This is a genomic window from Thauera aromatica (assembly GCF_023093595.1).
Lineage (GTDB): Bacteria > Pseudomonadota > Gammaproteobacteria > Burkholderiales > Rhodocyclaceae > Thauera > Thauera aromatica_A.
The window spans coordinates 19,464-34,571 of the sequence record NZ_JALLIK010000106.1; the positions used below are offsets into that span (position 1 = coordinate 19,464).

General features: G+C 68.8%; 15 protein-coding genes. 8 read left to right on the forward strand and 7 right to left on the reverse strand.

Annotation, left to right across the window (positions count from 1 at the left end):
* Positions 1 to 23 precede the first annotated feature (23 nt).
* The 5 genes from rodA to MXC99_RS12020 form a co-directional block, all read right to left on the reverse strand.
* Positions 24 to 1,166, reverse strand: a complete 1,143-nt coding sequence (gene rodA, locus MXC99_RS12000) for a rod shape-determining protein RodA (RefSeq protein ID WP_247725682.1) — start codon at positions 1,164 to 1,166, stop codon at positions 24 to 26.
* On the reverse strand, positions 1,163 to 3,118 hold the full coding sequence (gene mrdA / locus MXC99_RS12005; protein WP_247725683.1) for a penicillin-binding protein 2: 1,956 nt from the start codon (positions 3,116 to 3,118) through the stop codon (positions 1,163 to 1,165). The genes rodA and mrdA overlap by 4 nt, the downstream gene beginning before the upstream one ends.
* 12 nt (positions 3,119 to 3,130) lie before the next feature.
* Complete coding sequence (mreD, locus tag MXC99_RS12010) at positions 3,131 to 3,652, reverse strand: rod shape-determining protein MreD (RefSeq protein WP_247725684.1); 522 nt, start codon at positions 3,650 to 3,652, stop codon at positions 3,131 to 3,133.
* A gap of 3 nt (positions 3,653 to 3,655) precedes the next feature.
* A complete protein-coding gene (gene mreC, locus MXC99_RS12015) occupies positions 3,656 to 4,528 on the reverse strand; it encodes a rod shape-determining protein MreC (RefSeq protein ID WP_247725685.1) in 873 nt (290 codons plus the stop codon).
* Between the two features lie 68 nt (positions 4,529 to 4,596).
* Entirely contained in the window at positions 4,597 to 5,640 is a 1,044-nt protein-coding gene (locus MXC99_RS12020) for a rod shape-determining protein (protein ID WP_075146708.1), read from the reverse strand.
* 147 nt (positions 5,641 to 5,787) lie between these two features.
* On the opposite strand from MXC99_RS12020, the gene gatC reads away from it, so the two are divergent.
* The 5 genes from gatC to MXC99_RS12045 all read left to right on the forward strand — a co-directional run bounded on the left by gatC (position 5,788) and on the right by MXC99_RS12045 (position 10,656).
* The gene (gene gatC / locus MXC99_RS12025) at positions 5,788 to 6,075 is read left to right on the forward strand and encodes an Asp-tRNA(Asn)/Glu-tRNA(Gln) amidotransferase subunit GatC (protein WP_107219551.1); all 288 of its coding nucleotides are present in this window, start codon (positions 5,788 to 5,790) and stop codon (positions 6,073 to 6,075) included.
* Between the two features lie 127 nt (positions 6,076 to 6,202).
* The gene (gatA, locus tag MXC99_RS12030; RefSeq protein ID WP_247725686.1) at positions 6,203 to 7,678 is read left to right on the forward strand and encodes an Asp-tRNA(Asn)/Glu-tRNA(Gln) amidotransferase subunit GatA; all 1,476 of its coding nucleotides are present in this window, start codon (positions 6,203 to 6,205) and stop codon (positions 7,676 to 7,678) included.
* Between the two features lie 30 nt (positions 7,679 to 7,708).
* Positions 7,709 to 9,181: an Asp-tRNA(Asn)/Glu-tRNA(Gln) amidotransferase subunit GatB gene (gatB, locus tag MXC99_RS12035; protein WP_247725687.1), complete on the forward strand. Its 1,473-nt coding sequence runs from the start codon at positions 7,709 to 7,711 to the stop codon at positions 9,179 to 9,181.
* Positions 9,182 to 9,324: 143 nt separating this feature from the next.
* Positions 9,325 to 10,167: a class II glutamine amidotransferase gene (locus tag MXC99_RS12040; RefSeq protein ID WP_247725688.1), complete on the forward strand. Its 843-nt coding sequence runs from the start codon at positions 9,325 to 9,327 to the stop codon at positions 10,165 to 10,167.
* Between the two features lie 60 nt (positions 10,168 to 10,227).
* The gene (locus MXC99_RS12045; RefSeq protein ID WP_247725689.1) at positions 10,228 to 10,656 is read left to right on the forward strand and encodes an HIT family protein; all 429 of its coding nucleotides are present in this window, start codon (positions 10,228 to 10,230) and stop codon (positions 10,654 to 10,656) included.
* Between the two features lie 69 nt (positions 10,657 to 10,725).
* On the opposite strand, the gene phoR is transcribed toward MXC99_RS12045, so the two are convergent.
* Both phoR and phoB read right to left on the reverse strand, forming a co-directional pair.
* On the reverse strand, positions 10,726 to 12,003 hold the full coding sequence (gene phoR / locus MXC99_RS12050) for a phosphate regulon sensor histidine kinase PhoR (protein WP_432654253.1): 1,278 nt from the start codon (positions 12,001 to 12,003) through the stop codon (positions 10,726 to 10,728).
* Between the two features lie 85 nt (positions 12,004 to 12,088).
* Positions 12,089 to 12,799, reverse strand: a complete 711-nt coding sequence (gene phoB / locus MXC99_RS12055; RefSeq protein ID WP_247725691.1) for a phosphate regulon transcriptional regulator PhoB — start codon at positions 12,797 to 12,799, stop codon at positions 12,089 to 12,091.
* Positions 12,800 to 13,045: 246 nt separating this feature from the next.
* Here phoB and MXC99_RS12060 point away from each other — a divergent pair, with 246 nt between their 5' ends.
* From MXC99_RS12060 to MXC99_RS12070, 3 genes are read left to right on the forward strand one after another with little or no spacing between them, the layout of a single operon-like run.
* A complete protein-coding gene (locus tag MXC99_RS12060) occupies positions 13,046 to 13,468 on the forward strand; it encodes a gamma-butyrobetaine hydroxylase-like domain-containing protein (RefSeq protein ID WP_247725692.1) in 423 nt (140 codons plus the stop codon).
* Between the two features lie 7 nt (positions 13,469 to 13,475).
* Entirely contained in the window at positions 13,476 to 14,213 is a 738-nt protein-coding gene (ubiE, locus tag MXC99_RS12065; protein WP_075146695.1) for a bifunctional demethylmenaquinone methyltransferase/2-methoxy-6-polyprenyl-1,4-benzoquinol methylase UbiE, read from the forward strand.
* A gap of 19 nt (positions 14,214 to 14,232) precedes the next feature.
* Complete coding sequence (locus MXC99_RS12070; RefSeq protein ID WP_247725693.1) at positions 14,233 to 15,108, forward strand: Tim44 domain-containing protein; 876 nt, start codon at positions 14,233 to 14,235, stop codon at positions 15,106 to 15,108.

The following is a 15,108-nucleotide window of genomic DNA, read 5'->3' on the forward strand; positions in this document are numbered from 1 at the left end:
GTTCTTCTCTCTCGGTTCCGCGCTCAGCCCTTGTCGGCGAAGCGGCTGCGCTGGATGCTCATCAGGATACCGATGCCCAAACACAAGGTGACGAGCGCGGTTCCTCCGTAGCTGATGAAAGGCAGCGGCACCCCCACCACCGGCAGGATGCCGCTGACCATGCCCATGTTCACGAAAGCATAGGTGAAGAAGATCAGCGTGATCGCTCCGGCGAGCAGGCGCGAGGCGTGGGTGGGAGCCGCCGCCGCGATCGCGAAGCCGCGCAGCAGCAGCACGGCGTAGGTGGCGAGCAGCACGAGCGTGCCGAGCAGACCGAACTCCTCGGCCAGCACCGCAAAGATGAAGTCGGTGTGGCGCTCGGGAAGGAAGGCCAGGTGGGTCTGGGTGCCGTCCATCCAGCCCTTGCCGGTGATCCCGCCCGAACCGATCGCGATCGTCGACTGGATGATGTGAAAGCCCTTGCCGAGCGGATCGCGGGTAGGATCGAGCAGGGTGCACACACGCTGCTTCTGGTATTCGTGCAGCACCTGCCAGTCGACTTCGGGCTGGCACAGGGTATCGCCGAACGCGACGATCGAGCCCAGCCCGATCACCCCCGCCGCGAGCAGCGGAATGATCAGCTTCCACGACAGGCCGGCGAAAAAGATCACATACAACCCGGAGGCGGCCACCAGCAGGCTGGTGCCGAGATCGGGCTGGATCAGGATCAGTCCGACCGGCAGCGCCAGCAGCACGCCGGCGAGGACGAAGTCGAGGAAGCGGGTCTCGCCTTCGCGCTGCTGGAAGAACCAGGCCAGCACCAGCGGCATCGCGATCTTCATCAGCTCGGAAGGCTGGATCCGCGTCACCCCCAGGTCGAGCCAGCGCTGCGCGCCTTTTGACACTTCGCCGAACAGCTCCACCGCGACCAGCAGGATCACGCCGAGGGCATAGAGCGGGACGGCGAGCGCGAGCAGGCGCTTCGGCCTGAGCCAGGCGAGCAGCCACATCCCGCCCAGCGCCACGGCGAAGTGGATGAGCTGAGTGTCGACGCGCTCGGGCGAGGCGCTACGCATCAGCAGGTGGGCGTAGCCGAGCAGGGTGGCCAGCACCAGCAGCAGCAACGGGTCGAGCGGGCGCACCAGGGCGCGGACCAGGGCGAAGGGGTTGAAGCGGGGTTCGTTCATGGCACGCTCCGGGAAACGTCGGGCGGCGCGGCGGCCGGCGGCGCAGGCGCAGCGGCTTCGTCCTCCACCGCCTCGCCGCTTTCCGTGTCCTCCTCCGCCGGCGCCGCGGCGCGGCGCTCGAGCAGGTAGTAGTCGAGCACCTGGCGTGCGATCGGCGCCGCCGACTGGGCACCGAAACCGCCGTTCTCCACCAGCACGGCGAGGGCGATGCGCGGGTTTTCCGCCGGAGCGTAGGCGACGAACCAGGAATGGTCGCGCAGGCGCTCGCGCACCCGGCCTTCGACGTAGCGCTGGCCGCGCAGCGAAAACACCTGGGCAGTGCCGGTCTTGCCGCCGACGGTGTAGGGCGCCCCCTGGAAGGCGCGGCGCCCGGTGCCGCTGCGGTTCACGTCGACCATCGCATCGAGCACCGACTTGAGGTGCGCCTGGCGCAGCGGGATCTCGCGTAGCGGCGCGGGCTCGATCACCCGCCGCGCGCCGCTGCGCGGGTCGACCACGTGCCGGACCACGTGCGGGCGGAACAGCTTGCCGTCGTTGACCAGCGCCGCCAGCGCGTTGGCGAGCTGCAGCGGCGTATAGGCGTTGTAGCCCTGGCCGATGCCCACCGAGATCGTCTCGCCGGCGTACCAGCGCTGCTGCTCCGCCTTGCGGAAGCGCTCGCGCTTCCATTGCGGCGAGGGCAGCACGCCCGCGGCCTCGCCCGGCAGGTCGATGCCGGTGCGCGCGCCGAAGCCGAACGGCGCCATGAAGGCGGCGATGCCGTCGATCCCCAGATCGTTGGCGAGCTGGTAGTAGTAGGTGTTGCACGACTCGACGATCGACTTGTGCAGATCGACCATGCCGTGGCCGCCGATCTTGTCGTCCATGAAGCGGTGACCGCCGAAGTTGAAATAGCCGGCATCGTGGATCGCCTGCTTCGCCGTGCGCTTGCCGCCCTCGAGGCCGGCCAGGGCCATGAAGGGCTTGAAGGTGGAGCCCGGCGGATAGGCGGAATAGATCGCGCGGTGGAGCAGTGGATGGTCGGGCGAGTCGTTGAGCGCCTTCCAGTCCTGGGTGGAGATGCCATCGACGAACAGGTTGGGGTCGAAGCTGGGCATCGACGCCAGGGCGAGGATGCCGCCGGTGGCCGGCTCGATCGCCACCAGCGCGCCGCGGCGCTCGCCGAAGGCGTTCTCGGCGACGCGCTGGAGCTCAACGTCCAGCGTCAGCTCGAGGTCATTGCCGGCCACCGCGGCCGTGCGCGACAGGGCACGCACGGCGCGGCCGCCGGCATTGACTTCGACCTGCTCGACGCCGGTGGTGCCGTGCAGCTCGGCCTCGTAGGACTGCTCCAGTCCGGCCTTGCCGATGTGCTGGGTGCCGCGGTAGTTGGCGGTCTCGCCGCGCTCCTCGATGCGCTCGATGTCGCGCGGATTGATCCGGCCGATATAGCCCAGCACATGCGCTGCGGTGCTGCCCTGGGGATAGTCGCGCAGCAGGCGCGCCTTCACGTCCACGCCGGGCAGGCGGTAGCGCTGCGCAACCACGCGGGCGACTTCCTCGTCGCTCAGGCGGCTGCGCAGCGGCACGCTCTCGAAGTTGCGGCTCTCTTCGAGCAGCTTGCGGAAGCGGCGGCGGTCGCGCGCCTCGATCGGCACCAGCGCGGCCAGCTCGTCGAGGGTGAGGTCCAGGTCGTGGACTTCCGAGGGCGTGATTTCCAGCGTGTACGTGGCGAAATTGCGCGCCAGCACGACGCCGTTGCGATCGACGATGGCGCCGCGATGCGGCACCACCGGCAGCAGGGCGATGCGGTTGTCCTCGGCGCGGGTGAGGAAGTAGTCGTGGCGCTGCACCTGGAGGACGTAGAAGCGCAGCGCAAGCAGGCCGAAACACAAGAGCACGAAGACCGCCGCTGCCAGCACCCGGAGGCGGAAGCGGGCGAGTTCGGCGGCAGGGGCACGGAACGCGGTCACCGGTGGCTGCCCTCAGATCGGGCGGTTGTCATCGCGCTCGACCGGCTGGTATTGCGGCAGCAGCAAGAGGAAAGACAGCGGCGTCCACAGCACGGCGGCGCTGAAGCTCGACAGGAAATACGACCAGCCGGGAAACTCGGCTCCGGCGAGCAGGCGTACCCCCATCATCAGCGCCTGGCTCAACAGCAGCAGCGGCAGTACATGCACCGCCTGCTGCCACGGCGGAAACCAGAGCACCCGCCGCGCCAGGCGATTGGCGGAATAGGCCAGCACCACATAGGCGAGCGCATGCTGGCCCATCGCCGCCCCCAGGCCGACGTCGACCAGCAGGCCGAGGACGAAGCCGGTGCCCATGCCGATGCGCAGCGGCTCGCGCACGCACCAGAAGGCCAGCACCAGCGCCACCCAGCTCGGCAGCCCGGGCAGACGCCCGGTCGGGATGTATTCGAGGCCAAGGGCGACGAACAGGCTCAGGACCACGAACCAGAGCTTGACCGGCAGCAGGATCCGGCTCGAACGGTGGGTGGGCTGCATGGTTCAGCGCTCCTTGCCGGCTTCGGGCGGCGGCGGCGGATAGGCGGCACGGCCGATCACCAGCACATGCACGCTGCGCTCGACCGCCGCCAGCGGCGCGCACTCGATCCGGGCGAAGGCGTCGGCGTCGCGGTCCACGCGGAGTACGGTCGCCACCGGCAGGCCGGGCACGAAGACGCCGTCGAGGCCCGAAGTGACGAGCCGGTCGCCGGGCTGGAGATCGACATCGGCGAGCGCGTGGCGCATCTCCAGGGTGCCGCGGCCGTTGCCGTAGAGCACGCCGCGCACGCCGTTGCGCACCACGCTGACCGGGATCGCCTGCCCGCGGTCGGTGAGCAGGGTGACTTCGGACTGGATCGGGTGGACGCGGCTGACCTGGCCGATCACGCCCTGCGCATCGACCACCGCGAGCCCGGCCTCGACGCCCTGTTGCGCGCCGCGGTCGAGGATGACTTTGCGCGCGAAGGGATCGGGCGCGTTGTAGAGGATCTCGGCAGCGATGCTCTCGACTCCGACGCGCTGCGACATCTGCAGCAGCTCGCGCAAGCGGGTGTTTTCCTGTTCGAGCTGCTCGAAACGCAGCAGGCGCTCCCCGGCGCCGAGCTGATGGCGGCGCAGCTCGGCGTTCTCGAGCTGGATGTCGATCAGGGTGCCGAAGTAGCGCGCAGCGTTGCGCACCACGTCGGCCGGCGTCGCCGCCGCCATCTGCAGCGGATAGGTGATCACCGACAGGGCGTTGCGCATCACTTCCAGATAGCGGAAACGCAGATCCGCCACCAGCAGCAGCAGGCAGACGGCGACGAACAGGAGCAGGCGCACCAGCGGTGCGGGCCCGCGCCGGAAAATGGGAGGAGTCTGATGGCCGGAGAATGACATCCGCGAAGCCGGGAGCCGTCAGGTCGTACGGGTTGGCAGGGCCCCGGCGGGCGGGCCGGGACGGTGCATCACTCGGAGGTGAAGATGGAAGCGAGCTTGTCCATCTTGTCGAGCGCCATCCCGCAACCGCGCGCGACACAGGTCAGCGGCTCCTCGGCGACGACCACCGGCAGGCCGGTCTCTTCCATCAGCAGACGGTCGAGGTCGCGCACCAGCGCGCCGCCGCCGGTCAGCATCATGCCGCGGTCAGCGATGTCGGCGCCGAGTTCGGGCGGAGTCTGTTCGAGGCCGATCTTGACCGCGGAGACGATCTGGTTGAGCGGCTCGGTCAGGGCCTCGAGGATCTCGTTGGACGAGATCGTGAAGCTGCGCGGGATGCCTTCGGCGAGGTTGCGACCCTTGACTTCCATCTCGCGCACTTCGGAGCCGGGAAAGGCCGAGCCGATCTCCTTCTTGATCTTTTCGGCGGTGGTCTCGCCGATCAGCATGCCGTAGTTGCGGCGGATGTAGTTGACGATGGCTTCGTCGAACTTGTCGCCGCCGACCCGGATGCTGCCCGAGTACACGATGCCGCCGAGCGAGATCACGCCGACTTCGGTGGTGCCGCCGCCGATGTCGACGACCATCGAGCCGGTCGCGTCCGACACCGGCAGCCCGGCGCCGATCGCCGCCGCCATCGGCTCCTCGATCAGGAACACCTGGCTGGCGCCGGCGGCAAGCGCGGCGTCGCGGATCGCGCGGCGCTCGACCTGGGTCGAACCGCAGGGCACGCAGATGATGATGCGCGGGCTCGGCGACAGCAGGCGCGAGTCGTGCACCTTCTTGATGAACTGCTTGATCATCTGCTCGGTGACGACGAAGTCGGCGATCACGCCGTCCTTCATCGGCCGGATCGCGGTGATGTTGCCCGGCGTCTTGCCGAGCATCTGCTTGGCCGAGTGGCCGACCGCCTGGATCGAGCGCTTGGAGTTGGGCCCGCCTTCGGTGCGGATCGCCACCACCGAAGGTTCGTCCAGCACGATGCCCTTGCCACGCACGTAGATCAGGGTGTTGGCGGTGCCGAGGTCGATCGCGAGATCGTTGGAGAAATAAGAGCGCAGGAAACCGAACATGAAACCTTCCGAAGCCGGTGGATGTGTTTGTCGCGTGCCGCATCGCGAACGCCCGTCCGCTACCGCCAAGCGCTGTAGCCCCGGGCGGGGCAAAGAGACTTATGATAACCTACAAACCTTTGTGGATTCAGCAGGTTTTGTTACCTCATGTCGCTGTCCAATGAACAAGTCGGGCACATCGCCCGCCTCGCGCGGATCGCGCTTTCCGACGCCGAAATCGACGCCACCCGCGCCAAGCTCGACGGGATCTTCGGCCTCATCGAGCAGATGCAGGCGGTCGACACCGCCGGCATCGAGCCGATGAGCCACCCGCAGGAACTCGCCACCCGGCTGCGCGCCGACGCCGTCACCGAAACCGACCGCCGCGACGCCTTCCAGAAGGTCGCCCCGCAGACCGAAGCCGGGCTGTACCTGGTGCCGAAAGTGATCGAGTAAGCGCGCCGCGGCACCGCGCAAGGCCGGGCGCCCCGGCCCGCAGCGTTTCGTTCCCGCACCGCCGGGCGTTCCCCCCGCACCCCGGCCGGCACTCCCGCCCGCACACCCCGTCCGTTTTCCGCCCGCCATGATCAACGCCACCCTCACCGAACTGCGCCGCGCCCTCGACCGCAGGCAGATCTCCAGCGTCGAGCTCACCACCCTGTTCCTCGACCGCATCGACGCCCTGAACCCGCAGCTCAACGCCTTCATCACCGTCGACCGCGACGGCGCCCTCGCCGCCGCGCGTGCCGCCGACGAACGCCTCGCCGCCGGCCAGGGCGGAGCGCTCGTCGGCATCCCGCTCGCGCACAAGGACGTGTTCTGCACCGAGGGCGTGCTCACCACCTGCGCTTCGAAGATGCTGGCGAACTTCGTCAGCCCTTACGACGCCCACGTCGTGAGCCTGCTCAAGGCCGCCGGCGCGGTGAGCCTGGGCAAGACCAACATGGACGAGTTCGCGATGGGCTCGTCGAACGAAAGCTCCTGGTACGGCCCGGTGAAGAACCCGTGGCACACCGGGCGCGTGCCCGGCGGCTCCTCCGGCGGCTCGGCCGCGGCGGTCGCCGCACGCCTGGCGCCGATCGCCACCGGCACCGACACCGGCGGCTCGGTGCGCCAGCCGGCGGCGTTCTGCGGCATCACCGGGATCAAGCCGACCTACGGCACGGTGAGCCGCTACGGCATGATCGCCTACGCCTCTTCCCTCGACCAGGGTGGAGCCTTCGGCGCCTCGGCCGAAGACTGCGCGCTGCTGCTGTCGGCGATGACCGGCTTCGACGCGCGCGACTCGACCAGCCTCGAGCGCCCCGCCGCAGACTACGCCGCCGCCCTCGCCCCCTCCGCCCCGGGGGCGAACCCGCTCGCCGGCCTCACCATCGGCCTGCCGCGCGAGTTCTTCGCCGAAGGCATGGCCGACGAGGTGCGCGCCGCGGTCGATGCCGCGCTCGACGCGTACCGCGCCCTGGGCGCGACCACGGTCGAAGTCTCGCTGCCGAATGCGAAGCTGGCGATCCCGGCCTATTACGTAATCGCACCGGCCGAAGCCTCGAGCAACCTCAGCCGCTTCGACGGCGTGCGCTACGGCCACCGCGCCGCCGACTACGGCGACCTCGCCGACCTGTACAGCAAGAGCCGTGCGGAGGGCTTCGGCGCCGAAGTCAAGCGCCGCATCCTGGTCGGCACCTACGTGCTGTCGCACGGTTACTACGACGCCTACTACCTCCAGGCGCAGCGCCTGCGCCGGCTGATCGCGCAGGATTTCCAGGCCGCATTGCAGCAGTGCGACCTGATCGCCGGACCGACCACCCCGACCACCGCCTGGGCGCTCGGCCAGATGGCCGACGACCCGGTGCAGATGTACCTGTCGGACATCTACACGATCGCGGTCAACCTCGCCGGCCTGCCCGGCCTGTCGCACCCCTGCGGTTTCGGCGCCGAGGGCCTGCCGATCGGCCTGCAGCTGGTCGGCGACTACTTCGCCGAGGCCCGCCTGCTCAACGCCGCGCACCAGTACCAGCACGCCACCGACTGGCACCTGCGCCGTCCGGCCTGTGCGGCCTGACCCGCGCCGCATGCAACGAGAGACACGAACATGAGCCGATCCGATTGGGAAGTCGTCATCGGGCTGGAAGTCCACACCCAGCTCAACACCGCGAGCAAGATCTTTTCCGGCGCCAGCACCGCCTTCGGCGCCGAGCCCAACCGCCAGGCGAGCGCGGTGGACATCGCCCTGCCCGGCGTGCTGCCGGTGCTCAACCGCGGCGCGGTCGAGCGCGCAATCCGCTTCGGCCTGGCGATCGGCGCCCACGTCGCCGAAAAGAGCGTGTTCGCACGCAAGAACTACTTCTACCCCGACCTCCCCAAGGGCTACCAGATCAGCCAGATGGACCTGCCGGTGGTGCAGGGCGGCGCGATCACGATCCGCGTCGGCGAGGGCGAGCAGGCCTACGAGAAGACCGTGCGCCTGACCCGCGCCCACCTCGAGGAAGATGCCGGCAAGAGCCTCCACGAGGACTTCCACGGCATGACCGGCATCGACCTCAACCGCGCCGGCACGCCGCTGCTCGAGATCGTCTCCGAGCCCGACATGCGCTCGTCCACCGAGGCCGTGGCCTATGCCCGCGCGCTGCACGCGCTGGTGCGCTGGATCGACATCTGCGACGGCAACATGCAGGAGGGCTCGTTCCGCTGCGACGCCAACGTCTCGGTGAGGAAGAAAGGCGCCACCGAGTACGGCACCCGGCGCGAGATCAAGAACCTCAACTCCTTCCGCTTCCTGCAGCAGGCGATCGATTACGAGGTGCAGTGGCAGATCGACACCATCGAGGACGGCGGCCGTGTCGAGCAGGCCACCGTGCTGTTCGACCCCGACACGGGCGAGACGCGCATGATGCGCAGCAAGGAAGACGCCCACGACTACCGCTACTTCCCCGACCCCGACCTGCTGCCGCTGGTGATCGCGCCCGAGTGGAAGGCGCGCGTGCAGGACGAGATGCCCGAGCTGCCGGGGGCGATGAAGGCGCGCTTCATCGACGCGTGGGGCCTGTCGGCCTACGACGCCACCACCCTCACCGCCGCCAAGGAAGTCGCCGACTTCTACCAGGCCACGGTCGCCGCGGCCGGCACCGCACTCGCCAAACCGTGCGCCAACTGGGTCATGGGCGAGCTCGCCGCACGCCTCAACAAGGCCGAGCTCGACATCACCGCATCGCCGGTCGCCCCCGCCCAGCTCGCCGGGCTGGTCGCGCGCATCGCCGACAACACGATCTCGAACGCGATCGGCAAAAAAGTGTTTGAGGCCCTGTGGAACGGCGAAGGCGGCGGCAAGGCCGACGCCGCCGACGAAATCATCGACCGTCAGGGCCTCAAGCAGGTTACCGACAGCGGCGCGATCGAGGCCATGATCGACGCGGTGCTCGCGGCCAACCCGAAGTCGGTGGATGAATTCCGCGCCGGCAAGGAGAAGGCCTTCAACGCCTTGGTGGGACAGGTCATGAAGGCCAGCAAGGGTAAGGCCAGCCCGGCCCAGGTCAACGAGCTGCTGAAGAAGAAACTCGCCGGCTGAGCCCGCCCGTGGCGGGTGGTGCATCCACGGATCGCGCAGTGGCCCGGGCGGCCGCACGGACGGGGCGCGGAAGCGCCCGCGCGAGGCGGCGCGATCGTTTCGCTATACTTGAAGCAGCCTTTCGCCCGCCGCGGAGTCCCGCCATGTGCCAATTGCTCGGCATGAACTGCAACGTGCCGACCGACATCTGCTTCTCCTTCGCCGGCTTCCGCGCCCGTGGCGGACTCACCGACCACCACCGCGACGGCTGGGGGATCGCCTTTTTCGAAGGCGCCGGAGTGCGCGTCTTCCTCGACCCGGCGCCGAGCGCCGCCTCCCCGGTCGCCGAGCTGGTGAAGCACTACCCGATCCGTTCGCTGAATGTGATCGCCCACATCCGCAAGGCGACCCAGGGCGGGATCCGGCTCGAGAACACCCATCCCTTCCAGCGCGAGCTGTGGGGGCGATACTGGGTCTTCGCCCACAACGGCAACCTGAAGGAGTTCGCGCCGGCGCTCGGCGGACGCTTCCTGCCGGTGGGCACGACCGACTCCGAGCGGGCGTTCTGCTACCTCCTCGACCGCCTCGCCGCGCGTTTCCCGCAGGGGGCTCCAGCCCCCGCCGCACTGCACGCCGCGCTGCGCGAGCTCGCGCTCGAAGTCGGCCGCCGCGGCGAGTTCAACTTCCTGCTCTCCGACGGCGACTGGCTGTTCGCCCACTGCTCGTCGCGCCTGTGCTACATCCTGCGCAAAGCGCCGTTCGCCGTCGCCCACCTCGCCGACGAGGACCTGACGGTCGATTTCAACCAGCTCACCACGCCCGACGACCGCGTCGCCGTGATCGCGACGACGCCGCTGACCGACAACGAGGCCTGGACCGAGATCCCCCCTGGCAATCTGTTCGCCTTCCATGACGGCCTCCCGGTCGGGCTGGGCGAGACCCGCACGGTGGCACAGGACGTTCCGCGCCGCCTCCCGGACAATGGCCGCGCGCCGGATGCGGAATAATTCCTCGCTGCCCGGGCGCGAACGCGGTAGAACGCTTTCCTCTCCACCCGCCCCGCACCCATGCCACCGAACCCGCCCCCGAACTGTCCGCTGTGCGCCCTGCCTCCCGCTGACATCCTGTGGGAAGACGCGCGCTGCTGCGTGATCCGCGTCGCCGACGCCTTTCATCCGGGGCTGTGCCGGGTGGTGTGGCGCGAACACGTGGCCGAGATGACCGACCTGCTGCCCGCCGACCGGCACCACCTGTTCGCCGTGGTGATGGCGACCGAGGCCGCACTGCGGGCGCAGCTGCGCCCCGACAAGATCAACCTGGCGAGCTTCGGCAACATGGTGCCGCATCTGCACTGGCACGTGATTCCGCGCTACCGCGACGACCGCCACTTCCCCGAAGCGGTGTGGGGCGCGGCGCAACGCGAAGGCGCAGTGCATGCCCCCGCCGACCCGGTCGCCCTCGCCCGCGCCATCGACAACGCCCTCGCGGAACACTGACGGCGCGGCCGCAGCGCAGGCCGCTTCCCGCAGCGCCGAGAGCGGCGGTGACGGCCGCGGCGACCCGCTTCAGCGCCGTGCGCGCTCGATTCGGGCCGGCGGGAAACGGACCGTAAACCGGCTGCCTTCGCCCGGCGTGCTGTCGACGACGAGTTCGGCCTGGTGGCGGGTGACGACATGCTTGACGATGGCCAGCCCCAGGCCGGTACCCCCGGTCTCGCGCGAGCGGCCGCGGTCGACGCGATAGAAACGCTCGGTCAGGCGCGGGATGTCGGCGGCGTCGATGCCGATGCCGTCGTCGCCGACCCAGAACTCGCCGCCCCCTTCGGCGCATTCCGGGCCGCTGCGCCAGCCGATCTCGATGTGACCGCCGGCGGGGGTGTAGCGCACCGCATTGCTCGCCAGGTTGGCGAACGCGCTGTGCAACTCCTTGCGGCTGCCGAGCAGCATCCCGTCGCCGGTCAGCTCCAGGCGCAGCGTATGGCGTCCCGCCGACAACAGCCGGGTTTCGTCGTAGACCTCGCGCACCAGGACTTCGGCCTCCACCGCCTCCTCGAGCGGCGCCGGCGCGCCGGTTTCGAGCGCGGACAGGGTCAACAGCTCCTCGATCAGGCGCTGCATGCGGGTGGATTGCTCGCTGGCGAGGGTCAGGTAATGGAGGATCTCCTCGCGCGAGAAATCGTCCATGCCATCGATCAGGGTTTCGAGAAAGCCGCCGACCACGGTCAGCGGCGTACGCAACTCGTGGGAGACGTTGGCGACGAAGTCGCGGCGCATGTTCTCGAGCTTCTCCAGCTGTGAAATGTCGCGCGACAGCAGCAGCCGGCGATGGCCGGCGAAACGGATCAGCTGCACCTGCAGGGTGCGTTCCTTGCGCCGCAGCGAGCGCATCAGCAGTGGCTCGCGCTGGTCACCGGCCTCGAGGTAGCGGATGAATTCGGGCTGGCGCACGAGGTTTCCGATCGGAATCCGCAGGTGATCGCGCCGGTCGAGATCGAAATGCTGCTCGGCCACCGGATTGAGCCATTCGATGCGGTCGCCCTCGCCCAGGTACAGGACGCCGTCGGGCATCGCCTGGGCCGCCTGCTGGAAACGGCCGAGCTCGGCCGACAGTTTTTCCCGCACTTCGGCCTCGCGCTCGAAGCGGTCGCCGAGCTCGGCAAAAACGCTCCCCCACAGCCCTTCGCCGCGCGGCACCGGAGTGTCGACCGGCTGCCGCGCCCATTCGACCAGCAAGCGCAGGTGACGGGCGAGCATGATCGCCCAGCCGAGCACGCACAGGGCGAGGATCGCCAGCGCGGCATCGCTGTCGCGGTACAGGCCGGCGAGCGCGGCGAGCAGCAGCATCGCCAGGACCGGGAGCGCGATACCGAGGCCGATATAGCGCACGGATCGAAAAATCACACGTTTTCCATGAACCGGAAGGACACGCTCAGCGGACCGCCGGCGCGCTTTCCGGATGCACCGAAAAGCGGTAGCCACTGCCGCGGACGGTCTGGATCAGCCCGTCGTGCGCACCCGGTTCGAGCGCGCAGCGCAAGCGCCGGATATGGACATCGACGGTGCGCTCCTCGACGAAGACGTGATCGCCCCACACCTGGTCGAGCAGCTGCGCGCGCGAATGCACCCGCTCCGGGTGGGTCATCAGGAAGTGCAGCAGACGGAACTCGGTCGGCCCCAGGGCTAGCGTCTCGCCGCCGGCGCTGACCCGGTGGGTGGCCGGATCGAGGCGCAGCCCGCCCAGCTCCACCGCGTCCTCGGTGGCCTGCGGCGCCCGCCGCCGCAGCACGGCCTTGATCCGGGCGACGAGTTCGCGCGGGCTGAAGGGCTTGGTGATGTAGTCGTCGGCGCCGGTTTCGAGCCCGGCGACCTTGTCCTGCTCTTCCCCGCGTGCGGTCAGCATGATGATCGGAATGGCCCGGGTGCGCTCGTCGGCGCGCAGGCGGCGGGCGAACTCGATGCCCGACATCCCGGGCAGCATCCAGTCGAGCAGCACGAGGTCCGGCAGCGCGTCGCGCACGATGCGCTGCGCGCTTTCCGCATCGGCGGCACGCACGACGTGATGGCCGGCGCGATGGAGATTGGCGGCGACCAATTCCTGGATCGCCGGCTCGTCTTCCACGAGCAGAATGTTCGCTGGCATGCGCTGGACTCCCTGGTTGCGCGATCGATCGAAGGGGAGCTGCGGACGGCGTCCACGCCCGCCCGGGCGATCGCATGGCAGCCCGTAGTGTATTGCCGTTGCTTGACGGTTTGATGACACGTCATCGGCCTGAAATGGCCACGCCGGGGCACACCGCCTTCCGCGGGGGCAAAGCCACACTGCGCACATGGAAACGCAGCGCGGCGATTCGGGTATGATTGTGTCCCCAAAAACGGGACGGATGCCATGGCCGGACTTGACAGCAACACCCCGATCCCCACCGAAATCATTCTGCACAGCAGCTCGAAACGGCTTGAAATCGCCTTCGACGACGGCAGCCGCTTCTTCCTGCCGTTCGAATACCTGCGGGTGTATTCGCCCTCGGCCGAAGTACGCGGCCACGGCCGCGGCCAGGAAACCCTGCAACAGGGCAAGCGCGACGTCGATGTCGTGAACCTGGTGCCGGTCGGCAACTATGCGATCAAGCCCGAGTTCTCCGACGGCCACGACAGCGGACTGTACTCCTGGGACTACCTGTACATGCTCGGCCGCGATCAGGAAGAACTGTGGGCCGACTACCTCGCACGCCTCGAGCGCGCGGGCGGCACCCGCGACCCCGCCCTGGTCCCGCCCCCGGCTCCGCGCGGCGGCTGCGGGCATCACCACTGAGTTCACGATGAGCGACAAGACCACCCATTTCGGCTTCCAGACGGTCGCCGAGGAACAGAAGGAAAAAAAAGTGGCCGAGGTCTTTTCCTCGGTCGCGCACAAGTACGACATCATGAACGACCTGATGTCGTTCGGCCTGCACCGGCTGTGGAAGGCGTTCACCATCCAGGTGTCGGGAGTGCGCGAAGGCGACCGCGTGCTCGACGTCGCCGGAGGCACCGCCGACCTGTCGCTCGCTTTCGCGCGCAAGGTCGGGCGCAGCGGCCAGGTCTGGCTCACCGACATCAACCACGCCATGCTCGCGCGCGGTCGCGACCGCATGATCGATCACGGCTTCGCCATGCCGGCAGCGCAGTGCAACGCCGAAAAGCTGCCCTTCCCGGATGACTGGTTCGACTGCGTCACCGTCGCCTTCGGCCTGCGCAACATGACCCACAAGGACGTCGCCATTGCCGAGATGCGTCGCGTGCTGCGCCCCGGAGGCCGCCTGCTGGTACTCGAATTCTCGCGCGTGTGGAAACCGCTGGCGCCGTTCTACGACCTCTACTCCTTCAAGCTGCTACCGTGGATGGGCAAGCAGGTCGCCAACGATGCCGAAAGCTACCGCTACCTGGCCGAATCGATCCGCATGCACCCCGGCCAGGAAGAATTGAAGGCAATGATGGAACAAGCCGGGCTCGCCCGGGTCGATTACTTCAACCTGAGTGCCGGCGTCGTCGCCCTGCACCGGGGCTACAAGATCTGAACCTGGAGACCACCCACCGATGAAACACCTCTTCCTGACCCTGATCGTCGCCATCCTCTCGTTCGGTTTCGCCCCTCCCGAGGCCGAAGCCAAGCGCCTCGGCGGCGGCAGCAGCTTCGGCATGAAGCGCCAGGCCACCCCGACCACGCAACCGCGCCAGCCGGCCGCGACCCCGCAGCAGAGCCCCGCCGGAGCCACCCCCGCGGCCCAGCCCAAGCGCTCGTGGATGGGTCCGATCGCCGGCCTCGCCGCCGGCCTCGGCCTCGCCGCGCTGTTCTCGCATCTGGGAATGGGTGAAGGCTTCGCCAACTTCGTCATGATCCTGCTGCTGGCCGCCGCTGCGTTCTTCGTCTTTCGCCTGATCTTCCGTCGCGGCACCGCCGCCAAGCAGCAGGGGCAGGGGCTGCAGTACGCCGGCGCGCCGGGTAATGCCGCGGACAGCGTGCGGCCGTTCGAGGCCCAGCAGGCGTTCGGCGGCAGCGCACAACCCGCAGCAGAAAACTCCGGACTCGCCAAAGCCATCGCCTCCGGCTTCGATGTCGACGGTTTCGCCCGCCAGGCCAAGCTCAACTTCATCCGTCTGCAGGCGGCCAATGACAGCGCCAACCTCGACGATCTGCGCGAGTTCACCACGCCCGAAGTCTTCGCCGAGTTGTGCATGCAACTCAACGAGCGCGGCGGCGCCGCCCAGCGCACCGATGTCGTCGAGCTCAATGCCGAAGTGATCGACGTCGCCGAGGAAGATCAGCGTTACGTGGTCAGCGTGCGCTTCAGCGGTCTGCTGCGCGAGGAGGCCGACGCAGCGCCGGCAGCCTTCGACGAAATCTGGCACCTGACCAAAGCCGCCAGCGGCAGCGGCGGCTGGCTGATCGCCGGCATCCAGCAGGCCGGCTGA

Coding starts and splice junctions, on each gene's coding strand:
- MXC99_RS12040 (WP_247725688.1), top strand. CDS start 9,325: ATGTGCCAATTGCTCGGCATGAACTGCAACGTGCCGACCGACATCTGC.
- gatB (WP_247725687.1), top strand. CDS start 7,709: ATGAGCCGATCCGATTGGGAAGTCGTCATCGGGCTGGAAGTCCACACC.
- ubiE (WP_075146695.1), top strand. CDS start 13,476: ATGAGCGACAAGACCACCCATTTCGGCTTCCAGACGGTCGCCGAGGAA.
- phoB (WP_247725691.1), bottom strand. CDS start 12,799: ATGCCAGCGAACATTCTGCTCGTGGAAGACGAGCCGGCGATCCAGGAA.
- phoR (WP_432654253.1), bottom strand. CDS start 12,003: ATGCTGCTGCTCGCCGCGCTCGCCGGCCTGTACCGCGACAGCGATGCC.
- mreC (WP_247725685.1), bottom strand. CDS start 4,528: ATGTCATTCTCCGGCCATCAGACTCCTCCCATTTTCCGGCGCGGGCCC.
- gatC (WP_107219551.1), top strand. CDS start 5,788: ATGTCGCTGTCCAATGAACAAGTCGGGCACATCGCCCGCCTCGCGCGG.
- MXC99_RS12020 (WP_075146708.1), bottom strand. CDS start 5,640: ATGTTCGGTTTCCTGCGCTCTTATTTCTCCAACGATCTCGCGATCGAC.
- mreD (WP_247725684.1), bottom strand. CDS start 3,652: ATGCAGCCCACCCACCGTTCGAGCCGGATCCTGCTGCCGGTCAAGCTC.
- MXC99_RS12045 (WP_247725689.1), top strand. CDS start 10,228: ATGCCACCGAACCCGCCCCCGAACTGTCCGCTGTGCGCCCTGCCTCCC.
- rodA (WP_247725682.1), bottom strand. CDS start 1,166: ATGAACGAACCCCGCTTCAACCCCTTCGCCCTGGTCCGCGCCCTGGTG.
- MXC99_RS12060 (WP_247725692.1), top strand. CDS start 13,046: ATGGCCGGACTTGACAGCAACACCCCGATCCCCACCGAAATCATTCTG.
- gatA (WP_247725686.1), top strand. CDS start 6,203: ATGATCAACGCCACCCTCACCGAACTGCGCCGCGCCCTCGACCGCAGG.
- MXC99_RS12070 (WP_247725693.1), top strand. CDS start 14,233: ATGAAACACCTCTTCCTGACCCTGATCGTCGCCATCCTCTCGTTCGGT.